Consider the following 23456-nt stretch of genomic DNA (forward strand, 5'->3'; position numbering starts at 1 on the left):
GTATTCCTCATTCAGGGTACGGCGACCAGATTGATCAGGCGTTTTATTTCCGGCACACAAGACCCGCATTGAGTCCCGCAGCCTAATTGTTGTTTGAGTTCATCGAGCCCCAGCCCGCGTTCGATCCCGGCGCTGATCGCGCTCTGGCTGACGTTCATGCAGTTACACAGAACCTTGTCGCGGATCTGGAACGCGCTTTTGCCAGGCTCGCTGCTTAGCGGAGCGAGCATCCAGCGCCGCAGCGGCTGGTCGGCCCGGCCTTCGAGCCACAGGTTCTGCAGCCAGTGCTGAGCCAGGGTTTCGCCGGCCAGGCGCAGCGAGGTTATCCGGTTGTGCTCGATACGGACCCGTTTGCCGACGCCATGTTTGGGGTCGTCGTAGGCAATCACCGGGCCGTGGTCCAGGTTCAGCAGTTGATCGATCTGCGCCAGCAGCGCGGCATCTGGCGGCGCCGGATGCGCGGCGCGGATCACCAGCGCCGCGCACTCGCGGCCGATCAGGCTCAGGCTGGCGTAGCCGAACGCCTCACACAGCGGGCGCAGCGCCTGCAAATGGCGCTGCACATCACCCTCGATCAGGGCGAACAAGCGCCACGGCAGGTTGGCTCGCTCCAGGCGCACGCCGGCGTGTTTCAGTTCCGGCTGTTTGGACAACGGGTCATAGGCGGGCTGGGTCAACTGGTTGACGCCGCCTTTGAGGAACCGGTCGCCCCAGTGCATCGGCAGGTAGACGTGCCCGGCCCGCAGACTGTCGTCGGCGCTGATGGGCACCACCAGGCTGCCGCGCCGGCTATGCAGTTGCACCAGGTCGCCGTCCTGCAAGCGTTGGCGTTGCATGTCGTCGGGGTTGACGCTCAGTACCGCTTCACTGACATGGCCGAACAGCCGCGCTGCGGTGCCGGTGCGGCTCATGCCGTGCCAGTGGTCGCGCAACCGGCCGGTGTTGAGGGTCAGCGGAAACCGGGCGTCGCGGCGCTCGACCGGGGCTGCATAGGCGTCGCTGACAAAACGCGCCCGGCCTGTCGCGGTCGGGAATAGCCCATCGGCATACAGGCGCGCGGTGCCTGCCGTGGCGCCTTCGGGAAATGGCCATTGCTGCGGCCCGAGCCTGTCGATCAGGTCGCGGCTGATACCTGACTGGTCCAGATCGCGGCCACGGGTCAGTTGCTTGTATTCGTCAAACAGCGACTCGGGGGTCGGGAAGTCAAACAGCGTCGCACTGCCGGGCAGCAGCCGCGCTTGCAGACGGCGGGCGAAGTCGACAGTGATCGACCAGTCGGCCCGTGCTTCGCCTGGCGCGGCAATCGCTTTGCGCACGTTGGAGATGCGCCGTTCGGAGTTGGTCACCGTGCCTTGCTTCTCACCCCAACTGGCGGCCGGCAACAGCAGGTCGGCATAGTGTGCGGTTTCGGTGGTATGGAAAGCTTCCTGCAACACCACGAACGGGCAACTGGTGAGGGCCTGGCGAATCGCGGTCTGGTCCGGCATTGATTGCGCAGGATTAGTGCAGGCGATCCACAGCGCCTTGATTGTGCCGTTGCGCACCTGCTCGAACAGGTCCACCGCCGACAGCCCAGGGTTGGCCGGTAGCGCGTCGACGCCCCAGTACTCGGCGACTTCCCGGCGATGCTCGGGGTTGCCGGCTTCGCGGTGGCCTGGCAGCAGGTTGGACAGGCTGCCGGTCTCACGCCCGCCCATGGCGTTGGGCTGGCCGGTCAGCGAGAAGGGGCCGGCGCCGGGGCGGCCGATTTGCCCGGTGGCCAGATGCAGATTGATCAGCGCGCTGTTTTTGGCGCTGCCAGCAGTGGACTGATTAAGCCCCATGCACCACAGCGACAGGAACGCTGGCGCCTGGCCGATCAGCCGGGCGCAGGTGTGCAAGTCCTCGATGCTGATATCGCACAGGCGTGCCACCTGCTCAGGCGTGTAGTCGCGCACCAGGGCCTTGAGTTCGGCAAAGCCTTCGGTGTGCGCCTCGATATAGTCGCGGTCGATCTGCTCGTCCCAGATCAACAGGTGCAGGATGCCGTGAAACAGCGCCACGTCACTGCCACCCTGAATCGCCAGGTGCAGGTCGGCCAGTTCACAGGTGTCGGTGCGCCGTGGGTCGACGACGATGATCTTCATGTCCGGGCGCTGGCTTTTCGCTTGCTCCAGACGCCGGAACAGGATCGGGTGGGCGTAAGCCATGTTGCTGCCGACGATCAGCAGCGTGTCGGCCAGCTCGATGTCCTGATAGTTGCACGGCGGCGCATCGGCACCCAGGCTGCGTTTGTAGCCGACCACGGCCGACGACATGCACAGCCGCGAATTGCTGTCGATATTGTTGGTGCCGACCAGTGCGCGGGCCAGTTTGTTGAAGGCGTAATAGTCTTCGGTCAGCAGCTGCCCGGAAATGTAAAACGCCACGCTGTCCGGGCCGTACTCATGCAGGGTACGGGCAAACACCTGTGCGGCATGATCCAGTGCGCTGTCCCAGTCGGTGCGGCTGCGCGGCAAGCTTTTACCCAGGCGCAGCTCAGGGTACAGCGCCCGGGCCGACAGGTCGCCGGTCAGGTGCAGGCTCGAACCTTTGCTGCACAGCCGGCCGAAATTGGCCGGGTGCGCAGGATCGCCCGTTACACCGTAAATACGTTGGTCATCGTGCTCGATCAACACCCCGCAACCCACGCCGCAGTAACAGCAGGTCGAGGCGGTGGTGCGCACCGGCAGGCTGAGGTCGGTCATGGCTGCATCGCCTGTTCACCAAACATCAGGTGCTGACGGATCGACTCGATCCGGCTGTTGGTACGGATCTGCTCCATGTACCAACTGCCATCGCAGGTGTCGCCGTACAGGCAGGCACCGACCAGCATGTCGTCCTTGATCACCAGCTTTTTGTAGACCCCGCTGATCGGGTCTGAGTAGGTGATGCTTTCGGTGCCTTCGCCACCGAGAAAGTCGCCGGCGGAAAACAGGTCAATGCCCGTCACCTTGAGTTTGGCTGAAGTCACCGAACCCTGATAGCGGGCAAAACCCAGCTGGGCCAGATGATTGGCGCAGACCCTGGCCTGTTCGAACAGCGGTGCGACCAGGCCGTAGGCGATACCGCGATGGCTGACGCATTCGCCGATGGCGTAAATGCGCGGGTCGAAGGTCTGCAAGGTGTCATTGACCAGAATCCCGCGGTCACACGGCAGCCCGGCCTGTTCGGCCAGCGATGTTTCCGGGCGGATGCCGGCGGCCATCACCACCAGATCGGCTGCCACCCGGCTGCCATCGGTGAAGCACACTTCACGAACCCGTCCCTGCTCGTCGCCCAGCAACTCGGCGGTGTGGGCGTTGAGGCAGAAGGTCAGGTTGCGTTGCTCCAGCGCTTTTTGCAGCAAGTCGCCGCTGGTCTTGTCCAGTTGCCGCTCCAGCAGGCTCTTGCCGTGGTGCACGACGGTCACCTGCATGCCGCGCATGGCCAGGCCATTGGCCGCTTCCAGGCCCAGCAGGCCGCCACCGATGATCACCGCGCGGCGATGGGTATTGGCAGTGTCGATCATCTGCTGAGTGTCGGCGATATCGCGATAGCCGATCACCCCGTCCAGCTCGTTGCCAGGAATCGGCAGCCGGTAGGGCCGGGAGCCGGTGGCGATCAGCAACCGGTCATAAGCGGCTTCAGTGCCGTCGTCGGCAATCACCCGGCGCTTGACCCGGTCGATCTTCACCACCCGCCGGCCCAACAGCAGGTTGATGCCGTGACGGCTGTACCAGTCCAGGTCATTGAGCACGATGTCGGTGAAGTCCTGCTCGCCGGCCAGCACCGGTGACAGCATGATGCGGTTGTAATTGGGATGCGGCTCGGCGCCGAAGACCGTGATGTCATACAGCTCGTCACTGAGCTTGAGCAGTTCCTCAAGCGTCCGAACCCCGGCCATGCCATTACCGATCATCACCAGTTTGAGTTTTTTCATCGGGCCTCCGGGTTACCGCCTGAATGCGTATGAATCCATCGCAAACAAAAAAGCGCCCTCGCCAGTAGCCTGACGAGGACGCCTTTGTCCGCTCCCGTAAACCGGGAAATGCCGCCTTCGCCATTGAAGACCGCACGTAATGTGTGTGTTGTTCAGGTTAATGCAGGGGGCGTGCCATGTGTGCGTTGGCCGGTAAATCGGGGGCTTTCTGGAGTATTGGTCTGTATGGCTGCACCGGCTTGAGGCGCTGTGCACGGATGCGGGGCGTCTTTGGATCTTTGAGTGCTCTCTGTTGGTTTCTGTGGTGTTCATCAGGCCGCCCTGTTTCGTCCTGGCGGACGACCCCCTTTGTTTCGCCGTTGCCGTTGATTTTGATCTTCGAACCGAGATGGCACAGACGACGCGAATCGCGACTTGGGCGCTGGCCGAGGGTAGGTGTCGATTCGGGGTAGAAACCGACATGGATGTCGCTGCTCTTGATATCAGGAGCAGGTGCGCTGGGCAGGGATGCCCATCGCGCCGGCCCCCGAATCGATGCCGGACGGAGGGAAGTTCGCCCGCAGGGCGGACCCAAGCCAGGAGCAATTGCCTTTGCCTACTTTGGGCAAAACCAAAGTAGGTCGCCCGTCGGGGCGAAACCCGCAGTCCAGACAACCGCGGCAATGATCTGTGTACAAAACGAAAGGCCTTCACGGCTGAAGCCGCGAAGGCCAAACCCCTCACCCATGCAACAGCACAATCGCCGCCACCAGATTGCCCAACAGCGACACCAGCGCCAGGGTCCGCCACACCTTCAACGGCTCGCGCTCCAGCAGCGGTCGGGGCCGTACCGTCATCACCTGCTGCTCACCCTGTTCCAGCTCCAGCAACCACTGCTCAGCCGTCTCATAACGCTGCTGCGGATCCGCCGCCAGTGCCTTGCCCAGATTGCGCTCCAGCCAATCCGGCACATCCGGCCGATACCGGCTGGCCGGCACCGGACTGGCAAAACGCGGCTGCTGAAACGCCTCCACCTCACCATAGGGATACTGCCCGGTCAGCAAGTAATACAGCGTCACCCCCACCGCATACAGATCCTGACGCGCTGAGGGCGCTGCGCCCTGAAACGCCTCCGGCGCCAGAAAACTCGGCGTGCCCGGCAACTCACCGGGCACCTGCGTGGACAGCCCCGGACAAAACGCCAGGCCGAAATCCAGCAGCCGCAACTCACCGTCATCATCGAGCAGCAGATTGTCCGGCTTGATATCCCGATGAATAATGTTGCGCCGGTGCAACAACCCGCTGGCGCGCAACAGCCGTAGCGCCAGATCCTGCCACTGGCCCAAGGGCAGCGGGCCGGTCACGCTGAACAACTGCGCAAGCGTGCGCCCCGGATAACGGCGCATCAGGTAGTACAAATGCTGGCGCTGCGGTAATGGTGCCACTTCCGGGAAATGCCGGCCGGCCACCCGCCGCAGGAACCACTCCTCCAGCAGCAGCGCCTGACCGGCACCGTCTTCGTCTGCACGGCTGGCGGGCAGCGTCTTGAGCAACCAGGGCTGACCGTTTTCATCCAGCACCTGATAAAGCAGCGACTGCTGCGAACGGGCCAGGAGCCTGTCGACCTGCCAGCCCTCGAACGACTGACCAGGCTTGAGCTGCGGCGGCAGCGGCCATTGCTGCAACTGGCGCAAGGTGTCGCCAAGGTCGTCATGGCCCAGGCTGTCGACTTGAATCAGCAAGGCGCTGGCATTGTCCTGGCTGCCGGCCAGATGGGCACTGTTGACCAGCGCGGTGACGCACGCCTGCAATGGCTCCTGATCGGCCAGGATCGAACGGATTCCGTTGTCGCCCAGGGTCGCCCACACGCCATCGCTGACCAGTAACAGGCGCTCGCCCTCGCGCAGTTCGCCTTCCAGATAATCCATCACCAGGTACTGGTCCAGACCCAGTGCACGTTTGAGCACGTGGTTCATGTCCGGCTGTTCCCAGACATGCTCTTCGCTGATGCGTTGCAGCGTCCCCGCGTGCCAGCGATAGACCCGGCAGTCGCCGACGTGGGCCAGGGTAAAGCGCCGGCCGCGCAACACCAGCGCGCTCAGTGTGGTCAGCAGGCCATTGGCCAACAGCCAGCGGTTCTGCGCCAGCAGCAGACGGTCCAGCGATTGGGTGATGCCCCAGGTCTCCGGCGTTGAATAATAGTCCAGGGCCAGTGCCTGAAGCGTGGATTGAGCCGCCAGCGCACCATCGGCGCACTGGCTGACCCCGTCGGCCAAGGCAAACAAATGGCCCTTGCTGGCCGCCAGCGCCGGCACTGGCGTTACCAGGCGCAAAGCGTCCTGGTTTTCGCTGCGCGGGCCGCTGGCGCTGAACTGCGCACAACTCAATTGCAAGGGCATGGCGTGGCTTATACCCGCGCGGCTGTCACAGCGGCCGAACCCCAGGTGGTGCGCCAGCGGCGCTTGACATTGAGCAGACCAAACCAGGCCAGCACGGCAAGCCCGGCGAACAGCCACAGCCCCAGTTGGTATTCGCCGGTGTTCTGTTTGATGCTGCCAAGGCCGGCCGCCAGGAAGAAACCGCCGATCCCGCCGGCCATGCCGATCAGGCCGGTCATTACGCCGATTTCCTTGCGAAAGCGCTGCGGCACCAGTTGGAACACCGCGCCATTACCGGCGCCCAGGCCAAGCATGGCGGTAACGAACAGCGCCAGCGCCGCGACCGAACTGGGCAGGTTGAAGCCCACTGCCGCAATGCCGATCGCCGCGACCATGTACATCGCCGTCAGCGTGCGGATGCCACCGAAACGGTCGGCCAGCGCACCGCCCAATGGGCGCATCAGGCTGCCGCCGAACACGCAGGCGGCGGTGTAGTAGCCGGCGGTGATCGGGTCCAGGCCGTACTGGTCGTTGAAGTAGCCGGGCAGGGCGCTGGCCAGGCCGATGAAGCCGCCAAAGGTCACGCTGTAGAAGAACATGAACCACCAGCTGTCACGGTCGCCGAGGGCCTTGAAGTAGTCGGCCATCGACTTGGCTTTGGCGCGTTCCGGGGCGTTGCGGGCCATCAGGCTGAAGGCGATCAGGGTCAGCACCAGTGGAATCAGCGCCAGGCCGAACACGTTACCCCAGCCGAAACTGGCGGCCAGCACCGGCGCGATCAGCGCGGCCAGTACCGTGCCAGAGTTACCGGCACCGGCAATGCCCATGGCTTTGCCCTGATGCTGCGGCGGATACCATTGCGAGGCCAGCGGCAGCGCGACGGCAAACGATGCACCGGCCATGCCCAGGAACAGGCCCAGTAACAGCGCGTGCTCATAGGTATGAATGCCCAGTTGCCAGGCACACAACAGCGCGACGATCACGATCACCTGGCCGATGATCCCGGCGGTCTTGGGCGACAGTTGATCGGCCAGCATTCCCATTACGAAGCGCAGCACCGCACCCGCCAGAATCGGCGTGGCGACCATCAGGCCGCGTTGCTGGGTGGTCAGTTGCAGGTCAGTGGCGATCTGCACCGCCAGCGGGCCGAGCAGGTACCAGACCATGAAGCTCAGGTCGAAGTACAGAAAGGCTGCGAAAAGGGTCGGTTTATGTCCGGCCTTCCAGAAACTTGTATCCATTGCACACCTCATCATCTGCCAGAAGGAGTTCGTCGCTGGTCGTGGCCGCGACGTGGAAGTTGTCAGGGGTGAGTGCGCGATTAGCCGGCGGCTCACCCGGCCCCGTCACCGGGGCCTGAAGGGCACCTCTAAAAACTACCTGCGTTGCCATCGCGTTGTTGAAATCAGGCTGGAACGCCAGCCCGGTCAAAATGCTCATTTACAAACTGTAAAGTCGTGCGCGACTCCGACCGTTTCTCGCCTGATTTCGCCTAGCGCTGACTGCCTCGCCTACGTTTTTAAAGGCACCCTGAACGCAAAAGACGCCGCATCTCGGTTCGCTGCGTAGCGAAGGGAGAGGGCGACGTCTTTGTCGTATGTAAGGGGGCAACCGCCGTTGGCTACCTGCACAGAGGTATTAGCAAGACCTGGGCCAAATCCATGAGCGCCCGGTAGGGGCGACTTGAGCCGCGAATAACGCTGTCTGTGACCTTTATTCGCGGCTCAAGCCGCTCCTACGGATGCTTAAACGCTCCATTGCAGCGCGTCGGGCGGGTGGTATGGTGCATTTCGGGTCGTAACTGCTCTTAGCCCAGCATCTCGCTCATGGCGATGATCTGTTCGGCGACCTGAATCAGCTTTTGCTGGCGGCTCATGGCCTGACGGCGCATCAGGGTGTAGGCATCTTCTTCGTTGCAGTGCTTCATTTTCATCAGCAGACCCTTGGCCTGTTCGATGCGTTTGCGTTCGGCCATCTGCTGGTCGCGGGCCAGTAGCTGGGCGCGCAGTGCCTGGTCGCTTTCGAAGCGGGCCATGGCCACGTCGAGGATCGGTTGCAGGCGCGGGGCATCAATGCCCTCGACGATATAGGCACTGACCCCGGACTTGATCGCCTGACGCATGACGCCTGGGTCGTGTTCGTCGGTGAACATCACGATCGGCCTCGGCTGATCGCGGCTGACCAGCACCACTTGTTCCATGACGTCGCGGCCGGGGGATTCAGTGTCGATCAGAATCACGTCCGGGCGTAATGCGTCGACCCGCGCCGGCAGGTCGATGCTCAGGCCGGACTCATCGATCACTTCGAAACCGGCCTCACTCAGCGCGGCCTTGAGGCGGCCGACTTTTTTGGCTGTGTCATTGATCAGCAGGATACGCAACATGCTCGGCTGCCTCTCAGTAAGCGGCGACGGCAGGGCTGCCATCGACCCTGGCGTGGAGGGCAAAGCTGCGGGCATAAGCGGCCGGGTCGCTGCCGTCCCAGATCCGCCCGTCGATCAACTGGCTGCTGCGCATCTGCGTGTTCGGCACGGCAATGTCCAGCGCTTCGGCGGCCTGACGGTAGAGGTCAAGGCGGTGAACCTGGCGGGCGATGGCCAGGTAGTCGGGGTCCTCGCGCAGCAGGCCCCAGCGGCGGAACTGGGTCATGAACCACATGCCATCGGACAGCCAGGGGAAGGTCACCTGGCCATTACCGAACAGCTTCAGCGGGTGGCTGTCTTGCCAGCTGTTGCCCAGGCCATCTTCATAATGACCGAGCAAGCGCGGCTCGATGCAATCTACCGGGGTATCCAGGTAGTCAGCATCGCTGAGCAACTGCGCGGTGCTGCGGCGATTCTCGACGCTCTGCTCGATGAAGCGGCTGGCTTCCAGCACCGCCATGGTCAGGGCGCGAGCGGTGTTGGGGTTACGCTCGGCGAATTCCTGGGTGCAACCCAGCACTTTGCCGGGATGGTCGGGCCAGATTGACTGGCTGGTGGCCAGGGTGAAGCCCAACTGTTGTTTGATCGCGCTGGCGCCCCACGGCTCACCGACACAACAGCCGTCAATCCGCCCTGCCTTGAGGTGCTCGACCATCTGCGCCGGTGGCACCACCACACTGTCGACGTCTGCCAGTGGATGAATGCCTTGGCTTGCCAGCCAGTAATAAAGCCACATGGCATGGTTGCCGGTGGGGAAGGTTTGGGCGAAGGTCATGCGCGCGCCATTATGGTGCGCGCGTTGTTCCAGTGCTTCAGGACTGGTCACGCCAGCCTGCTGCAACGCGCTGGACAGGTTGATGCACTGGCCGTTCTGGTTCAGCCCCATCAGGATCGCCATGTCGGCACTCGCGCCGCCGCTGATCCCCAGTTGCATGGCATATACCAGGCCGTAAAGGCTGTGGGCGGCCTGCAACTGGCCGCTGAGCAACCGGTCGCGCAGGCTTGCCCAGGACGGTTGGCGGTGCAGGTTGAGGGTCAGCCCGTAAGGCTGGGCGAACCCTTGGGTCGCGGCCACGACCAGCGAAGCGCAGTCGGTCAGGGCCATGAAGCCTATGTCGATGCTGTTCATTTCCGGGGCATCGCTGCCCGCCACCCAGTCCAGGGCGTTGCTTGCTCGAGGGATCATCGGTCTTGCCTGCTCACACTTGCTTCCATCAAAAAAAGCCGCCGCCTTGCATGTGGCGTGATCCGAAGAGGGGTGCAAGGCATGTGCCAGCGCCCGGCGATGCGGATTTCTCGCCTGCCGGGCACTCTGACGGCTATAATCGCCGGCTGATTTCAGCCGCCTGTGAGCCCGCCCGCCCATGTACAACCTGGCCCGCCAGTTACTCTTCAAACTTTCTCCGGAAACCTCTCATGACCTGTCGCTGGACCTGATCGGTGCGGGTGGCCGGTTGGGCCTGAACGGCTTGCTGTGCAGGGCGCCTGCTCAGGCACCGGTGACGGTCATGGGCCTGAGCTTTGCCAACCCGGTCGGGCTGGCAGCAGGCCTTGACAAGAACGGTGCGGCCATCGACGGTTTTGCCCAGCTGGGTTTCGGCTTTGTCGAGATCGGCACCATCACCCCGCGGGCCCAGCCCGGCAACCCCAAGCCGCGTCTGTTCCGCCTGCCCGAGGCTGAAGGCATCATCAACCGCATGGGCTTCAACAACCTGGGCGTCGATCACCTGATCAACCGGGTCAAGGCCGCAAAATACCGTGGTGTGTTGGGTATCAATATCGGCAAGAACTTCGACACCCCGGTCGAGCGCGCGGTGGACGACTACCTGATCTGCCTCGACAAGGTCTACGACCATGCCAGCTATGTGACCGTCAACGTCAGTTCGCCCAACACCCCGGGCCTGCGCAGCCTGCAATTCGGTGATTCGCTCAAGCAGTTGCTCGAAGCCCTGCAGTTGCGTCAGCAAGCGCTGACCCAGCAATACGGCAAGCGCGTGCCACTGGCGATCAAGATCGCGCCGGACATCAGCGATGAAGAAACCGCGCTGGTCGCGGCGACCTTGCTCGAAACCGGGATGGACGCGGTCATTGCCACCAACACTACCCTGAGCCGTGAAGGTGTCGAAGGCCTGACGCATGCCGCTGAAGCCGGTGGCTTGTCAGGTGCACCGGTGCGCGACAAGAGCACCCATACGGTACGGATTCTGGCGGGGGAACTGGGCGGGCGTCTGCCGATCATCGCCGCTGGCGGTATCACCGAAGGCCGCCATGCGGCCGAGAAGATTCAGGCCGGGGCCAGCCTAGTGCAGATCTACTCTGGCTTTATCTACAAGGGACCTGCGTTGATTCGCGAGTCGGTGGATGCGATTGCCGCGTTGTCGCGTCACTGAGCCGGTAACCATGGACATAAAAAGGGGCTTCATGAAGAAGCCCCTGAGCCTGTGGCCCGCCGCCTGATGAGGCAGTAACGATGTTGATCGAGAAGTCAGACAAATTTTCAGATTGACTGGTCGGAATTACCTCATCCGACTGCGTGAAGTTCGTTGAGTCTGTGAATGCCCGCGGTGCCGGTCATACCGTCCCAGTTGTCGCCTCGTCCTTCGCGCCAGCCATTGATCCATGCCTGACGAACTGACGGTAGAGTAAATGGGCAAAGCTCACGGGATTTACCATTAACGCCGTATTGATATCCGCGTAAAAATGCTCTTTCCAACGGATCACGCTTAAGTCTTCTCATAGGGTGTTGCCCTCGTCTGTTGACTATGTAATGTCCATGAACCTCATGTCGAGGTTAGGCAGAAATCTTCTGCCTTGTCTGCCCGCTGCCGGCGTCACGGGCGTGGTGCCGACACCGTTGCGGTGACAGCCTGAGGAGATTTCTAACCAATGCGTTAACGGCTGTGAATGATCGATTTGTCATAAGCACGTCACATTTAGGACTGATGAGCGATAAGAACACCTGTGTTTCACCGGCGAAACAGTCAATAATCCTGCCCCCGCAAGGAGTTGCGTCGATCAACGGTAAACCGGGCCGGGCGACATAATGGCTGAATGCTTTTAGTTATTATTCGACGAAGGGTAAGAATGTGACTTTATATGTCCTCAAAACTCGGGCTCACTGGCACGGGGCGATATTTCCCCTTTTGCATAACTGTCGTTGAAGCCTACAACGCTTCACACGGTGGACCGGCACACGTTATGTGCCACGCAGGCGTTTGCTGAAAAGCGCCTGTATTGAATCTGGTCGGGCAATGCGTTGCCCGCCGCTGACGGCTCAGGCCCTGGAATACACATGTCGGATCGCTACGAACTTTACCTCACCTGTCCCAAGGGCCTTGAGGGCCTGCTGGCCGAAGAAGCCTGCGGGTTGGGCCTTGAAGAAACCCGGGAACACACCAGTGCCATTCGCGGCACTGCCGACATGGAGACCGCCTACCGGCTCTGCCTGTGGTCGCGCCTGGCCAACCGCGTGCTGCTGGTGCTCAAGCGTTTCCCGATGAGCAATGCCGATGATCTGTACGAGCAGGTGCTGCACGTCGACTGGCAGGATCATCTGGAGGCTGACGGCAGCATCGCCGTGGAGTTCAGCGGGCATGGCTCGGGCATCGACAATACCCACTTCGGCGCCTTGAAGGTCAAGGATGCGATCGTCGACAAGCTGCGTACCCGCGATGGCTTGCGCCCTTCGGTGGACAAGATCAACCCGGACCTGCGGGTGCACCTGCGCCTGGACCGTGGCCAGGCGATCCTCTCGCTGGACTTGTCCGGGCACAGCCTGCACCAGCGCGGCTACCGACTGCAGCAAGGCGCTGCACCGCTCAAGGAAAACCTCGCCGCGGCCGTGTTGATCCGGGCCGGCTGGCCGCGCATTGCCGCCGAAGGCGGGGCGCTGGCTGACCCGATGTGCGGGGTGGGCACCTTCCTGGTCGAAGCGGGCATGATCGCTGCCGACATCGCGCCCAACCTCAAGCGCGAGCGCTGGGGCTTTTCGGCCTGGCTTGGCCATGTACCGGCGCTGTGGCGCAAGCTGCACGACGAGGCACTGGCGCGTGCCGAAGCCGGGTTGGCCCGGCCAGCGTCGTGGATTCGTGGCTACGAGGCTGACCCGCGGCTGATCCAGCCGGCGCGCAACAACATCGAACGTGCCGGTTTGAGCGACTGGATCAAGGTCTATCAGGGGGAAGTCGGCACGTTCGAGCCGCGCACCGACCAGAACCAGAAAGGCCTGGTGATTTGCAACCCGCCCTACGGTGAGCGGCTGGGTGACGAAGCCAGCCTGCTGTATCTCTACCAGAATCTGGGCGAGCGTCTGCGCCAGGCATGTATGGGCTGGGAGGCGGCAGTGTTCACCGGCGCGCCGGACCTGGGCAAGCGCATGGGGATCCGCAGCCACAAGCAATATGCGTTCTGGAACGGCGCCTTGCCGTGCAAGCTGCTGCTGCTCAAGGTGCAGCCCGATCAGTTCGTTACCGGCGAGCGGCGCAGCCCCGAGCAGCGCCAGGCCGACGTCGAGCGCCCGCCAACCCGCGACGAAAGCAAGCCGGCCGCGGTCGAGCAGGCACGCCTGAGCGAGGGCGGGCAGATGTTCGCCAACCGTCTGCAGAAAAACCTCAAGCAACTGGGCAAGTGGGCACGCCGTGAGGCGGTCGAGTGCTATCGGGTGTATGACGCGGATATGCCTGAGTATGCCCTGGCGGTCGATCTGTATCGCGATTGGGTGCATGTTCAAGAGTACGCGGCGCCCAAGTCGATAGACCCTGAAAAGGCGTCGGCGCGCCTGTTTGACGCGCTGGCGGCGATTCCGCAGACCTTGGGTATCGACAAGAGCCGGGTAGTGGTCAAGCGCCGTGAACGCCAGAGCGGCACTCGCCAGTACGAGCGTCAATCGGCTCAGGGCCAGTTCCTGGAAGTCAACGAGGGCGGCGTGAGGCTGTTGGTCAACCTGACCGATTACCTGGATACCGGGTTGTTCCTCGACCATCGGCCGATCCGCCTGCGTATTCAGCGCGAGGCCGAGGGCAAGCGGTTTCTCAACCTGTTCTGCTACACCGCCACGGCCAGTGTGCATGCGGCCAAGGGTGGTGCGCGCAGCACCACCAGCGTCGATCTGTCGCGCACTTATCTGGACTGGGCACGGCGTAACCTGTCGCTCAACGGTTTTTCCGACAAGAACCGCCTGGAGCAGGGCGATGTGATGAACTGGTTGCGTGAGTGCCGGGAAGAGTACGAGCTGATCTTCATCGACCCGCCGACCTTCTCCAACTCCAAGCGCATGGAAGGGGTGTTCGATGTGCAGCGCGACCAGGCGGAACTGATCGATCTGGCCATGGCCAGGCTGGCGCCGGGTGGGGTGCTGTATTTCTCCAACAACTTCCGCAAGTTCGTGCTCGATGAGCACATTGCCCAGCGCTACAGCGTGCAGGATATTTCGGCGCAGACCATTGATCCTGACTTCGCCCGCAATGACCGGATCCACCGCGCCTGGAAAATCACTCCACGCCAGGCATGATCGATCAGCAAGCGCCGCTATGCTCACGGCTGAAGCAATAAAGGAGCAGGATGCTCTGGCCATCCCGGACAACCGGTTCGGGGATGGCTCGATTTGTCCAAGTTATGTCTTTCATGGGCTAGGCAAATTAATGGCGAATAGCTATAAGGGAAGCACGGCCAGCTTGACGTCACAGCCTTGTTGGCGTCACGAGTCGTGAGTATGGCTGCAAAACAATCCAGACCCAGAATCCTCGGGTTCATCAGTGAACAGGCATCGGCATGGCTGGTAGCCAGCCTGGTACTGATGGCCGGGCTGGCCCTCACTGCATTGCTGGCGCTGAGCAACTACGAGTTGTATCAGCGCCAGTTGCGGCAGCGCTTCGACCTGTTGGCCAGCGAGCGCTTTGTACGTATCCAAGAGCGTCTCGACAGCCAGATCAGCCGGCTCGACAGCTTGCGGCGGTTCTTTCTGTATTCCAAAGACGTCTCACGTCACGAATACAATGGTTTCAGCTCGGCCCTGCTCGATGGCACTCGTGCCTATTCCTGGAGCCCGCGGGTTACCGATGCAGAGCGAGCCGACTTTGAAGCCAAAGTGCGCCGTGAGCAGGAACTTGCCGACTTCGCCATCCGCGAAAAAGGCCCTGATGGACAACTGCAAGTGGCCGGGCAACGCGAAGAGTACTTCCCGGTGCTGTTCACTCAGTCAATGAGTTCGCTGCCGCTGCCGTACGGCTTTGACATCAATTCCGAAACCCTGCGCCACCAGACCCTGGAGCGTGCGCGGATGCTTGGCTCGATTGCCGCGACACCGCGCATCGAACTGGTGGGTCTGGAACAGGATTACGCCTACGGCGTGCTGCTGGTTGCACCGGTTTTTGCCACGCACAATCGGGATGCGGGCAGTGCTGCGTTGCGTGGCTACGTGATGGCGGTCATCAGCGTCGGCGAGTTGATGAACGAAGGCCTGCCGACCCAGGACAATCTGGCGGTGACGATGCTGGACCTCAGTTCGCCCGCCGAACCCGAGTTGCTGTACCAGTCCCAGGCGCAGCCGGCCCAGGCTGATTTGCGGGTCAGTACCCTGCTCAGTCTGGGCGATCGCGACTACCTGCTTGAGGTGCGGCCAACCGAGTCATTTCTGCAAAACAACCAGTCCATGGCCGGCAGTGTCGCGGTGTTGGGCGGGCTGTTGAGCCTGATGCTCAGCGCCTTGCTGTTCAGCCTGATCGGCCAGCGCCAGCGGGCGCTGCTGCTGGTCGACCAGCGCACTGCCCAGTTGCGTCTGCGTGAACAACAGCTGCGCATTACCCACGGTCAGTTGCGCAACGTGCTCGATGCCTCGACGGAGGTCGCGATCATTGCCACCGATCTCAACGGGCTGATCAGCACCTTCAATGTTGGCGCGCAGAAAATGCTCGATTACCCCGAGGCGCAGGTGTTGGGCAGGGTCAATATCAGCGACCTGCATGACCCGGCCGAATTGCACGCCCATGCGGCCCGGCTCAGTGAGCGTTACCGGCGCGAGGTCATGCCCGAGCAGGCCATGCTGCTGGAGGCCGCCGAGCCCGATAGCCATCCGGCCCGCGAGTGGACATTCCGGCGCAGCGACGGCAGCACACTGACGGTCAATATGCTGGTGACGGCGGTGCGCGACGACCAGGATCAATGGATCGGTTACCTGGCGGTGTGTATTGATGTTACCGAGCGCAAGCAGATTCACGAGGCCCTGGCGGCCCGTGATCGCCTGCTTGAGCGCCTTGGCTCCCAGGTGCCGGGCGGTATTTACCAGTTCCAGCGCTCGGCCGATGGCAGTCCGCAGTTCAATTACATCAGCGTGGGGATGTGCCGCCTGTATGAGCTGACCGAGGCGCAAATTGTCGCCGATGCGTCGCTGGTGTTCGAGCGTACCTACGTGGAAGACAAACCGCGGGTCATGCGCGTGATGGCCGCCAGTACCGAACAGTGCAAGCCATGGCGCGACGAGTTTCGCCTGAACCTGCCCGAACGCGGAATCCGCTGGATACGCGGCGAGGCGACCCCGGAGCGGCTGCCTGACGGCGGGATTCTCTGGCATGGTTTTTTAAGCGATATCACTGACATGAAGCGCGTCGAAGATGAATTGCGCGCCTTGTCGATCACCGACGTGCTCACCGGTGCCTACAACCGGCGTTACTTCCAGGAGCGCCTGCAGGCTGAACTGCGCCGCACTGCACGTCATGGCGGCCAGCTATCGGTCATCATGATGGATATCGACCACTTCAAGCGCATCAACGACCAGTATGGCCACGCGGTAGGTGATGCGGTGTTGCAGGCGATCTGCCGCAGCATCAGCCAGCGTGTGCGTGCCGAGGATGTGTTCTGTCGGTTGGGCGGTGAAGAATTCATTATTCTTTGCCCGTCCACCCATCCAGAAGAAGCCGGCCAGTTGGCGACTCAACTATGGCAAAGCATGCGCAGTCAGCCGCTTGACACCGTTGGCCAGGTGACGGCCAGTTTCGGCATCGCCAGCTGGCGTCGGGGCGAGGGCGCCGACGCCTTGCTGCTGCGCGCCGACTCGGGGGTCTACGCGGCCAAGCAGGCTGGCCGCGACCGGGTGCAGCCCGAGCAGCCCTGAAACCTCAGGGCTGCTGGATCGACACGGTGGTGGCGTTCAGCTTGGGCTGGCGGTACAGATCGACCAGCACCTCGTCGAGCACCGATGAGGCGCCGAACGGGCGCGGGTCGTTGAGGATCGCCACCACCGCCCAGGTGTTGCCGTTGCTGTCGCGGCTGTAGCCGGCAATCGCTCGAACGGTGTTCAGGGTGCCGGTCTTGATATGCGCCTCACCCAGCAGCGGGGTGCGTTTGAGGCGTTTGCGCATGGTCCCGTCCATCCCGGCCAGCGGCATCGAGCTGGTGAACTCGGCGGCATACGGGCTGCGCCAGGCGGCTTGCAGCAGGACGGCCATTTCACGGGCACTGACCCGCTCGGCCCGCGACAGGCCCGAGCCATTTTCCATGACCAGATGCGGTGCGGTGATGCCCTTTTTGGCCAGCCACTGGCGAATCACCCGTTGCGCGGCCTTGGCGTCATCGCCATCGGCGCTGGTGCGGAACTCTTGGCCGAGGCTCAGGAACAACTGCTGGGCCATGGTGTTGTTGCTGTATTTGTTGATGTCGCGGATCACTTCCACCAGATCCGGCGAAAAAGCCCGGGCCAGCAACTTGGCACCCGATGGCACGTTACCGACCTTGTCAGCGCCCTGAATGCTGCCGCCCAGCTCTTGCCAGATCGCGCGCACGGCCCCGGCCGCGTAGGCCTGATGATCAAGCAGCGACAGATAAGTCTGAGAGTTGCAGCCTTTGGCCAACTGGCCGGTCACCTGCACCAGCAGGCTACCGTCGGCCTGCGGCACCGGGTTGTAACGGACATCGTCGCCGCACTGCTTGGCGGCGATATTCTTGACCTGATTGTCGATCCGGATCGTGGCGATCGGCGGCTCTACCGCCACCAGAATGCGCCCGTCGTCGTTGCGGGTCACGAAGCGCAGGGCCTTGAGGTTGACCAGTAGCGAGTCAGGGCGGACCAGAAACGGCTTGCTGTGGTCGCCGCCGTCATCATCGAAGACAGGCAGTTGTGGCTGGACAAAATGACTGCGGTCCAGGATCAGGTCGCCGGTGACCTGCTGTACGCCATTGGCGCGCAGGTCGCGCATCAGCAGCCAGAGCTTTTCCATGTTCAGCTTGGGGTCGCCCCCGCCTTTGAGGTACAGATTGCCGCGCAGGACCCCGTTGCTCAGGGTGCCGTCGGTGAAGAACTCGGTTTTCCATTGGTGGGTGGGACCAAGGATTTCCAGGGCGGCGAAGGTGGTGACCAGCTTCATGGTCGAGGCCGGGTTGACCGACACATCGGCATTGAACACGGTGGGCGTGCCGGGGCCGGTGAGCGGTATGGTCACCAGCGACAGTGCGTCGTCGGTCAGCTTGCTGGCTTTCAGAGCCTGCTGGACCTTGGGCGGGAGGGTGGTGTTGATCGGTGCTGCATGGACCTGAAAAGCGAACGGCAGAAGAACGCTGGCCAGTAACAAGGGGCGCAAGGATCTGATCATCAATAAAACCCTGATGCAAAGATGAAAAGCCAGATAAGGGTGAAAAAGCCCTCGCTGAACAATAAAGGCGCAGAGGTGGTGAGCATGCGCGGCAACAAGCTTGCATTATGCCCCAAGCGCACCGGGCTTCGGGCGCTGCGCCGGGAATTTTCATCTGCACAGGCCGATTCCAGAGCCTGCCGCTGTTCGCCGGGCTGTCGATTGGGCAAAAAAAAGCCATCCGCAAGGGATGGCTTGTTGATCAGCGCTCGGCAACCCTGAAGGATCAGGCCGTCGGGTTGATCGGCTTGTCCGGGTACCAGGCGTCCAGCAGCGGGCTGACTTCGACCTTGGTTGGCTCCGGGCGAGCCTTGAGCCAGGCTTCCACGGCTGCGCGCTGTTGTTCGTTGACCGAGCCGCGGTTGGCCAGGCAAACCAGGCCGTAGTCGTCACCGCCGACATAGTCCAGGCCATTGGCGTCCATGGCTTCGGTCAGGAAGGCGTCGAGGAAGGCGTCGATTGCTTCTTCGGACAGGTCTTCCTTGAATTCCAGGTTGAGTTCAAAACCCAGTTCCTGGAACTCATCCACACAGAGCTTCTTGCGCAGACGACGGGAGCGGTTAGTAGCCATGAAGCAATCCTCTTGAGTATTTTCGCCGCGCAGTCTAACAGCTAAGCCATGACAACGCTTGGTTGTCTTTAGAGGCCCCTTTCAGGCCCTTAGGGTGTATCCGTTCAGGCCGGGGTATCGCTCAGCTTTTGCGCAACTGCTCCTGCAGCTGTTTTTCCAGCGTCTGCATGACGGCATCAAGATGCTGCTGGCAGGCTCTGACTTGGCCTGTTGCCGCGACCGGGGTGCAGGCCCGCTCCAGAGCTTCGCAGGCTTCGACCAAGGGGGTCGCACAGATGATCCGCGCTGCGCCCTTGATCCGGTGGGCCATGGCCTGGAGGTCCGGGCGCTGGTGATGCGGGTCGAGGCCGATCAGCGCCTGACGGTCCTGCTGGTTGCTGTCGAGCAACTGGCGAAGCAGTCGCCGGGTCATCTCGTTGCGTCCTGCGGTCAGCTTTTCGAGGCTGCCCGGGTCGAACAGCAGCGCTCTGGCACCATGCTCTGGTGCCGCTGCAAGGCTTGCCAGTCGCTCACCCAGCACGCCCAGGCCGATCGGTTTGAACAGGCAGTCATCCATGCCGGCGTCGCGGCAGCGCTGGATTTCTTCCGGTTGAGCGTTGGCGGTGAAGCCCCAGATGATGCACGGCAAGCGTTGTTCAAGCAGTTCCTGGTCGCGGATTGCACCTGTCAGTTCATAGCCATTCATCACTGGCATGTTGCAGTCGACCATCAGCAGATCGAAATCGGTTTGCTGCCACAGCTGCAGGCCGACCTTGCCATGTTCTGCGCTCTGGCAGCGATGGCCGAGAAACTCCAACTGCTGGGTCAGCACCATCCGGTTGGCCGGATGGTCGTCGACCACCAGAATGTTCAGCGCAGGTGTTGGGGGCGAAACGGCAGGCAATATGACGGACGTCTCCTGCGCAGCGGGTTGGTCAGTTGCCAGACGCTCCAGCATCAGTTCGAAGGTCACACAGGTGCCTTGTCCTGGACGGCTTTGCAAGTGCAGCTTGCCGCCCATCATGGTGCACAGCGTGCGGCAGATGACCAGGCCCAGGCCGGCGCCGCTGCGCGGCATTTGTCCGTTGTTGTCAACCTGGGCGAAGGGTTCGAACAGGCGTTGCTGGTCGCTGGCGCTGATGCCGATGCCGCTGTCCTGAACGCTCAGTTTCAGGTCCAGGTGTTCATGGCTCGATTGCTTGCCGGCTTGCAGCGTGACGCGCACCTGGCCGGCCGCGGTGAACTTGATTGCGTTGCTGATCAGGTTGGATAGAACCTGCTTGAAGCGCAACGGGTCAATCAGCACGTCAACGTCGAGCCGGCTGTCGAATTCAAGTTTCAGCGCAAGGTTTTTCTGTTGCGCCAGGCCTTCGAACATGCGCACCACCGCGCCGCTCAGCAGGCGCAGGCGGGCGCGTTCAGGGTTGAGGCTCAATTGCCCGGCCTCGATACGCGCGATATCGAGAATGTCGCCGATCAGTTCCAGCAGGTCATTGGCCGAACTGTAGGCCACCTCGATGGCCGGGCGCTCCAGTTGTCCTTGGTCAGCGCGCTTGAGGGCCAGCTCAAGCATGCCGATCACGGCGTTCATCGGGGTGCGGATTTCGTGGCTCATGGTCGCCAGGAAGGTGCTTTTTGCCCGGTTGGCGTTATCGGCGCTGTCTTTGGCGGCCTGCAGGTCTTCGAGCAACTGACGCCGCTCGCTGATATCGATCCAGCCACCGATGGTGCCTTGCATCTCACCCAGCGAGTCGTGAAATGGCAGGATCCAGTGATAGATGGTCAGCCGTCGCTGGCCGATGTGCAGAGGCCGGTCGGTGATCAGCGGCGTACCGCTGGCCATCACCTGGCGATAATCCTCGGCGTACTGCCGTGCCTGGTCCGGGTCACTCAGCACGCCCTCGGTGACGGTGTGGCCGATGACCTGGTCGCGCTGCGTTGCAAAGGTTTGTAGATAGCTGTCGTTGCACAGCCGCAGGCGGCCTTCGCGGTCGCGAACGTAGAGCGGATGCGGGGTGCCGTCGAGCATCGCGCCCATGAACTGCAGTTGATCGCTCAACGCGCGTTCGGCGGCTTTGCGCTGGCTGATCTGGCGGCGCATCCAGGCGTTCCAGGCCAGCAGCGCCAGAAGCGTCACGCCCGCGCCGAGCAGCACGCGGTAGAGCAGCGGCCGGTAGTCATGGTGATTGGCCGCGCTGCTCCAGGTTCGCCAGCGATCGTGGATGCTGGCCATTTCCTGTGGCGTGATGCTGACCAGCGCCTTGTTGATGATCGCGGCGAGTTCCGGGTTATTGCTGCGGCTGGCCAGGCTAATCAGGGCTGGGGCTTCACCGGCGGTGGCAGTGATGTGCAGACGATTTTCGAATTCGGGTGCCGATAGCAGGTAATTGGCGCTGAGCAGCGGCATGACCACCCCTTCGACCTGGCCGCGCATCAGCAGCGTCAGGGCCTGGTGTGCGCTGTCGTAGGGGGTCTGTTCAATCAGTCGATGGTGTTGGGCAAGCCAGGCTTGCAGGGTGTCGGAGCCGGCGACGGCGAGGCGCTTGCCGCTGAGTTGCTGCAACAGGGTCGGCTGATCCTCGCCCAGCCGGGTGACCAGTACAAAAGCGTTGTCCAGGTACGGGCGGCTGTAAGTCAGCTGTCCGCCAAGCGCTTGATCCGGCAGCAGAGCAGCGATCAGGTCAGCTTCCTCGCGGGCCAGTTGCTGGGCCATGTCTTGCGCGCTGCTGGCCGGGCGAATGTCGAACTGCAGGCCAGTGCGCAGGCGCAGCAGGTCCAGTACATCAGCGCTGACGCCACGCAGGTTGCCGGTGTTGTCGAAGAAGCTCAGCGGCGCATCGGCAGGGTCGACGACGACGCGCAGTTTTGGATGTCGGCTGATCCAGGCGTGTTCGGCGGCGCTCAGCTGCAGGCTCTGGTCTGACGGCGCGAGGTCGTCTGCGGCATTCCAGCGCCGCGCAATGTCGTTGCGTGTTTCGCTTGGGATGGCCCGCAGTGTGCGGTTGAGAATCTCCAGCAGGTCAGGATTGTCGTGGCGCACGGCAAAACCAAAGCCACTGGCTTCGTGCTTGCCGAAGCGCGCCATGCGGATGTTATTGAGATAACCGTGGTTGATCACGTAGCGGGTCGAGATGGTGTCGCCGAGAAACACATCGGCCTGACCGAACGCCACGGCGTTGATGGCACTGCGAAACGACGGGTAGGTCTGTAGTATCGCGCCTGGGTACTGGGTCTGGACCTCGTCGGGCGGCAGATAGTGATAGACCATGCTCAGGCGCAGACCCGCAAGGCCGGCGCTTAGTGGCCGGGTATCGTCGCTGTGGCTGACCAGCACCGGCTGATCCGTTGCGTAGGGCAGCGACAGGCTGATGCCGCTGTCAATCGCCTCGAAGCGGTTGGCGCTGCCCAGCAGGTCGATACGTCCCTGTTTAAGTGCGTCGATGGCTGCACTGCGGCTTTCGAAGCGCAGGGTCCGGACCGGCACGTTGAGCGCCTGGGAGATGACGCTGGCGTAGTCGGCGCTGATCCCTTCGTAGTCACGGCCTGAAACGCTGATGTCGAACGGCGGATAATCGGGGGCCGAGGTGCCAAGGACCAGCTCGTGGCGCTCGGCCAGCCAGCGCTGCTGATGGTTGCTCAGTGGCGGTGATATCGCCACCGGCCCGGTGCGCCCCAGCAAGGTGTAAGGATCGGGGTTGCCGAGCGCCGAGGTGGCCACCAGGATCAGTAACAGGCAGATGGCTGGCTTGGCAGGTTCAAGGCATCTTGATATCAGCATATTCATACCAACGAATTGCGTTTTGCCATGTCGATAAGTTCTACCAGGGTTCGGGTTCTGAGCTTCTGCATGAGGCGGGTTTTATAGGTGCTGACCGTCTTGTTGCTGAGAAACATGCCTTTGGCGATTTCCTTGTTGGAGCGTCCCTGGGCAAATAACTGAAGTACCATCAATTCGCGATCATTGACCAGTTTGAACAGTTCGATTTCGCTGGGCTTGCCATCTTCTCCGGGGGGCGCACTAAGTGCCTGGCTGGGGAAGTAATTGTAGCCGGATAATACCGCTTTGACCGAGCTGAGCAGTTCGCTGAGGTCTTCCTGTTTGCACACATAACCGGCCGCGCCCGACTGCATGCAGCGGATGGCGAACAGACTGGGGGTCTGGGAGGTCAGGACCAGAATCTTCGAAGGCAGCCCCATGGCGTTGAAGCGGGCCAGCACTTCCAGGCCATCAAGCTTGGGAATGCTGATGTCGAGAATGATCAGGTCAGGCATGCACTCGCGGACCATCTGCATGGCGTCTACGCCGTTATCGGTCTCGCCGACCACTTCATAGTTTTCGTTTTCCAGCAGCATACGTACGGCCAGACGAATGACCGGATGATCGTCGATGATAAAAACTGAGTTCATAATTAAATCCATACAGGCAGCGAAGAAAGCGCGCACATTAGCTCAGATGTTTAGCGAGTCACATGAATGAATCCGGTCTGTTGATATATATAGGAAAGTTCCTACAGCAATTAAAGTATCGGCGTACGAAATGACCCCGATGTTCAGGGGGTTGTTTAAT

The 23456-nt window shown here is 62.1% G+C and carries 15 protein-coding genes and 1 pseudogene; 4 read left to right on the forward strand and 12 right to left on the reverse strand.

Annotated features, from left to right (window positions below; genetic code table 11):
• Positions 1–11: 11 nt before the first annotated feature.
• The 7 genes and pseudogenes from PSCI_RS19540 to PSCI_RS19570 all read right to left on the reverse strand — a co-directional run bounded on the left by PSCI_RS19540 (position 12) and on the right by PSCI_RS19570 (position 9905).
• Positions 12–2726 (reverse strand): nitrate reductase, encoded by a 2715-nt coding sequence (locus PSCI_RS19540; protein ID WP_045490212.1) that lies wholly within the window; start codon positions 2724–2726, stop codon positions 12–14.
• Positions 2727–2731: 5 nt separating this feature from the next.
• A pseudogene (locus PSCI_RS19545) lies at positions 2732–3940 on the reverse strand (NAD(P)/FAD-dependent oxidoreductase); the annotation flags it as partial.
• A gap of 719 nt (positions 3941–4659) precedes the next feature.
• Entirely contained in the window at positions 4660–6318 is a 1659-nt protein-coding gene (locus PSCI_RS19550; RefSeq protein ID WP_045490214.1) for a bifunctional protein-serine/threonine kinase/phosphatase, read from the reverse strand.
• Between the two features lie 8 nt (positions 6319–6326).
• Positions 6327–7538, reverse strand: coding sequence for a nitrate/nitrite transporter (locus PSCI_RS19555; protein WP_045490216.1), 1212 nt, complete (start codon positions 7536–7538; stop codon positions 6327–6329).
• Positions 7507–7737, reverse strand: a complete 231-nt coding sequence (locus PSCI_RS19560; RefSeq protein ID WP_045490218.1) for a hypothetical protein — start codon at positions 7735–7737, stop codon at positions 7507–7509. Before PSCI_RS19560 ends, PSCI_RS19555 begins: the two co-directional genes overlap by 32 nt.
• Positions 7738–8104: 367 nt before the next feature.
• Positions 8105–8680: an ANTAR domain-containing response regulator gene (locus tag PSCI_RS19565; protein ID WP_045490221.1), complete on the reverse strand. Its 576-nt coding sequence runs from the start codon at positions 8678–8680 to the stop codon at positions 8105–8107.
• Positions 8681–8693: 13 nt separating this feature from the next.
• Positions 8694–9905 (reverse strand): CmpA/NrtA family ABC transporter substrate-binding protein, encoded by a 1212-nt coding sequence (locus PSCI_RS19570; RefSeq protein WP_045490224.1) that lies wholly within the window; start codon positions 9903–9905, stop codon positions 8694–8696.
• Positions 9906–10083: 178 nt separating this feature from the next.
• Here PSCI_RS19570 and PSCI_RS19575 point away from each other — a divergent pair, with 178 nt between their 5' ends.
• Positions 10084–11109 (forward strand): quinone-dependent dihydroorotate dehydrogenase, encoded by a 1026-nt coding sequence (locus PSCI_RS19575; protein WP_045490226.1) that lies wholly within the window; start codon positions 10084–10086, stop codon positions 11107–11109.
• A 131-nt stretch (positions 11110–11240) separates the two neighbouring features.
• On the opposite strand, the gene rmf is transcribed toward PSCI_RS19575, so the two are convergent.
• Positions 11241–11456 carry a ribosome modulation factor gene (gene rmf / locus PSCI_RS28725; RefSeq protein ID WP_010448881.1) on the reverse strand — a complete coding sequence of 72 codons (216 nt, stop codon included), beginning with the start codon at positions 11454–11456 and terminating at the stop codon, positions 11241–11243.
• Between the two features lie 555 nt (positions 11457–12011).
• Here rmf and rlmKL point away from each other — a divergent pair.
• Together rlmKL and PSCI_RS19585 are read left to right on the forward strand one after the other, a co-directional pair.
• Complete coding sequence (gene rlmKL / locus PSCI_RS19580) at positions 12012–14228, forward strand: bifunctional 23S rRNA (guanine(2069)-N(7))-methyltransferase RlmK/23S rRNA (guanine(2445)-N(2))-methyltransferase RlmL (RefSeq protein ID WP_045490228.1); 2217 nt, start codon at positions 12012–12014, stop codon at positions 14226–14228.
• A 201-nt stretch (positions 14229–14429) separates the two neighbouring features.
• Complete coding sequence (locus PSCI_RS19585) at positions 14430–16826, forward strand: sensor domain-containing diguanylate cyclase (RefSeq protein ID WP_045490231.1); 2397 nt, start codon at positions 14430–14432, stop codon at positions 16824–16826.
• A 4-nt stretch (positions 16827–16830) separates the two neighbouring features.
• On the opposite strand, the gene dacB is transcribed toward PSCI_RS19585, so the two are convergent.
• Positions 16831–18300: a D-alanyl-D-alanine carboxypeptidase/D-alanyl-D-alanine endopeptidase gene (gene dacB, locus PSCI_RS19590; RefSeq protein ID WP_045490234.1), complete on the reverse strand. Its 1470-nt coding sequence runs from the start codon at positions 18298–18300 to the stop codon at positions 16831–16833.
• A 21-nt stretch (positions 18301–18321) separates the two neighbouring features.
• On the opposite strand from dacB, the gene PSCI_RS29165 reads away from it, so the two are divergent.
• Positions 18322–18561, forward strand: a complete 240-nt coding sequence (locus tag PSCI_RS29165; RefSeq protein WP_144403284.1) for a hypothetical protein — start codon at positions 18322–18324, stop codon at positions 18559–18561.
• 4 nt (positions 18562–18565) lie between these two features.
• On the opposite strand, the gene PSCI_RS19595 is transcribed toward PSCI_RS29165, so the two are convergent.
• The 3 genes from PSCI_RS19595 to PSCI_RS19605 form a co-directional block, all read right to left on the reverse strand.
• Complete coding sequence (locus tag PSCI_RS19595) at positions 18566–18910, reverse strand: YggL family protein (protein ID WP_045490236.1); 345 nt, start codon at positions 18908–18910, stop codon at positions 18566–18568.
• A 121-nt stretch (positions 18911–19031) separates the two neighbouring features.
• Positions 19032–22673 carry a transporter substrate-binding domain-containing protein gene (locus PSCI_RS19600; protein WP_084710036.1) on the reverse strand — a complete coding sequence of 1214 codons (3642 nt, stop codon included), beginning with the start codon at positions 22671–22673 and terminating at the stop codon, positions 19032–19034.
• Positions 22670–23296, reverse strand: coding sequence for a response regulator transcription factor (locus tag PSCI_RS19605; RefSeq protein ID WP_045490239.1), 627 nt, complete (start codon positions 23294–23296; stop codon positions 22670–22672). The genes PSCI_RS19600 and PSCI_RS19605 overlap by 4 nt, the downstream gene beginning before the upstream one ends.
• Positions 23297–23456 lie beyond the last annotated feature (160 nt).

Source organism: Pseudomonas sp. StFLB209 (assembly GCF_000829415.1).
Lineage (GTDB): Bacteria > Pseudomonadota > Gammaproteobacteria > Pseudomonadales > Pseudomonadaceae > Aquipseudomonas.

Bases quoted from the DNA above. Each gene is read 5' to 3' on its own strand.
- PSCI_RS19540 (WP_045490212.1), bottom strand. From the start codon at position 2,726: ATGACCGACCTCAGCCTGCCGGTGCGCACCACCGCCTCGACCTGCTGT.
- PSCI_RS19550 (WP_045490214.1), bottom strand. From the start codon at position 6,318: ATGCCCTTGCAATTGAGTTGTGCGCAGTTCAGCGCCAGCGGCCCGCGC.
- PSCI_RS19555 (WP_045490216.1), bottom strand. From the start codon at position 7,538: ATGGATACAAGTTTCTGGAAGGCCGGACATAAACCGACCCTTTTCGCA.
- PSCI_RS19560 (WP_045490218.1), bottom strand. From the start codon at position 7,737: ATGAGCATTTTGACCGGGCTGGCGTTCCAGCCTGATTTCAACAACGCG.
- PSCI_RS19565 (WP_045490221.1), bottom strand. From the start codon at position 8,680: ATGTTGCGTATCCTGCTGATCAATGACACAGCCAAAAAAGTCGGCCGC.
- PSCI_RS19570 (WP_045490224.1), bottom strand. From the start codon at position 9,905: ATGATCCCTCGAGCAAGCAACGCCCTGGACTGGGTGGCGGGCAGCGAT.
- PSCI_RS19575 (WP_045490226.1), top strand. From the start codon at position 10,084: ATGTACAACCTGGCCCGCCAGTTACTCTTCAAACTTTCTCCGGAAACC.
- rmf (WP_010448881.1), bottom strand. From the start codon at position 11,456: ATGAGAAGACTTAAGCGTGATCCGTTGGAAAGAGCATTTTTACGCGGA.
- rlmKL (WP_045490228.1), top strand. From the start codon at position 12,012: ATGTCGGATCGCTACGAACTTTACCTCACCTGTCCCAAGGGCCTTGAG.
- PSCI_RS19585 (WP_045490231.1), top strand. From the start codon at position 14,430: ATGGCTGCAAAACAATCCAGACCCAGAATCCTCGGGTTCATCAGTGAA.
- dacB (WP_045490234.1), bottom strand. From the start codon at position 18,300: ATGATCAGATCCTTGCGCCCCTTGTTACTGGCCAGCGTTCTTCTGCCG.
- PSCI_RS29165 (WP_144403284.1), top strand. From the start codon at position 18,322: ATGAAAAGCCAGATAAGGGTGAAAAAGCCCTCGCTGAACAATAAAGGC.
- PSCI_RS19595 (WP_045490236.1), bottom strand. From the start codon at position 18,910: ATGGCTACTAACCGCTCCCGTCGTCTGCGCAAGAAGCTCTGTGTGGAT.
- PSCI_RS19600 (WP_084710036.1), bottom strand. From the start codon at position 22,673: ATGAATATGCTGATATCAAGATGCCTTGAACCTGCCAAGCCAGCCATC.
- PSCI_RS19605 (WP_045490239.1), bottom strand. From the start codon at position 23,296: ATGAACTCAGTTTTTATCATCGACGATCATCCGGTCATTCGTCTGGCC.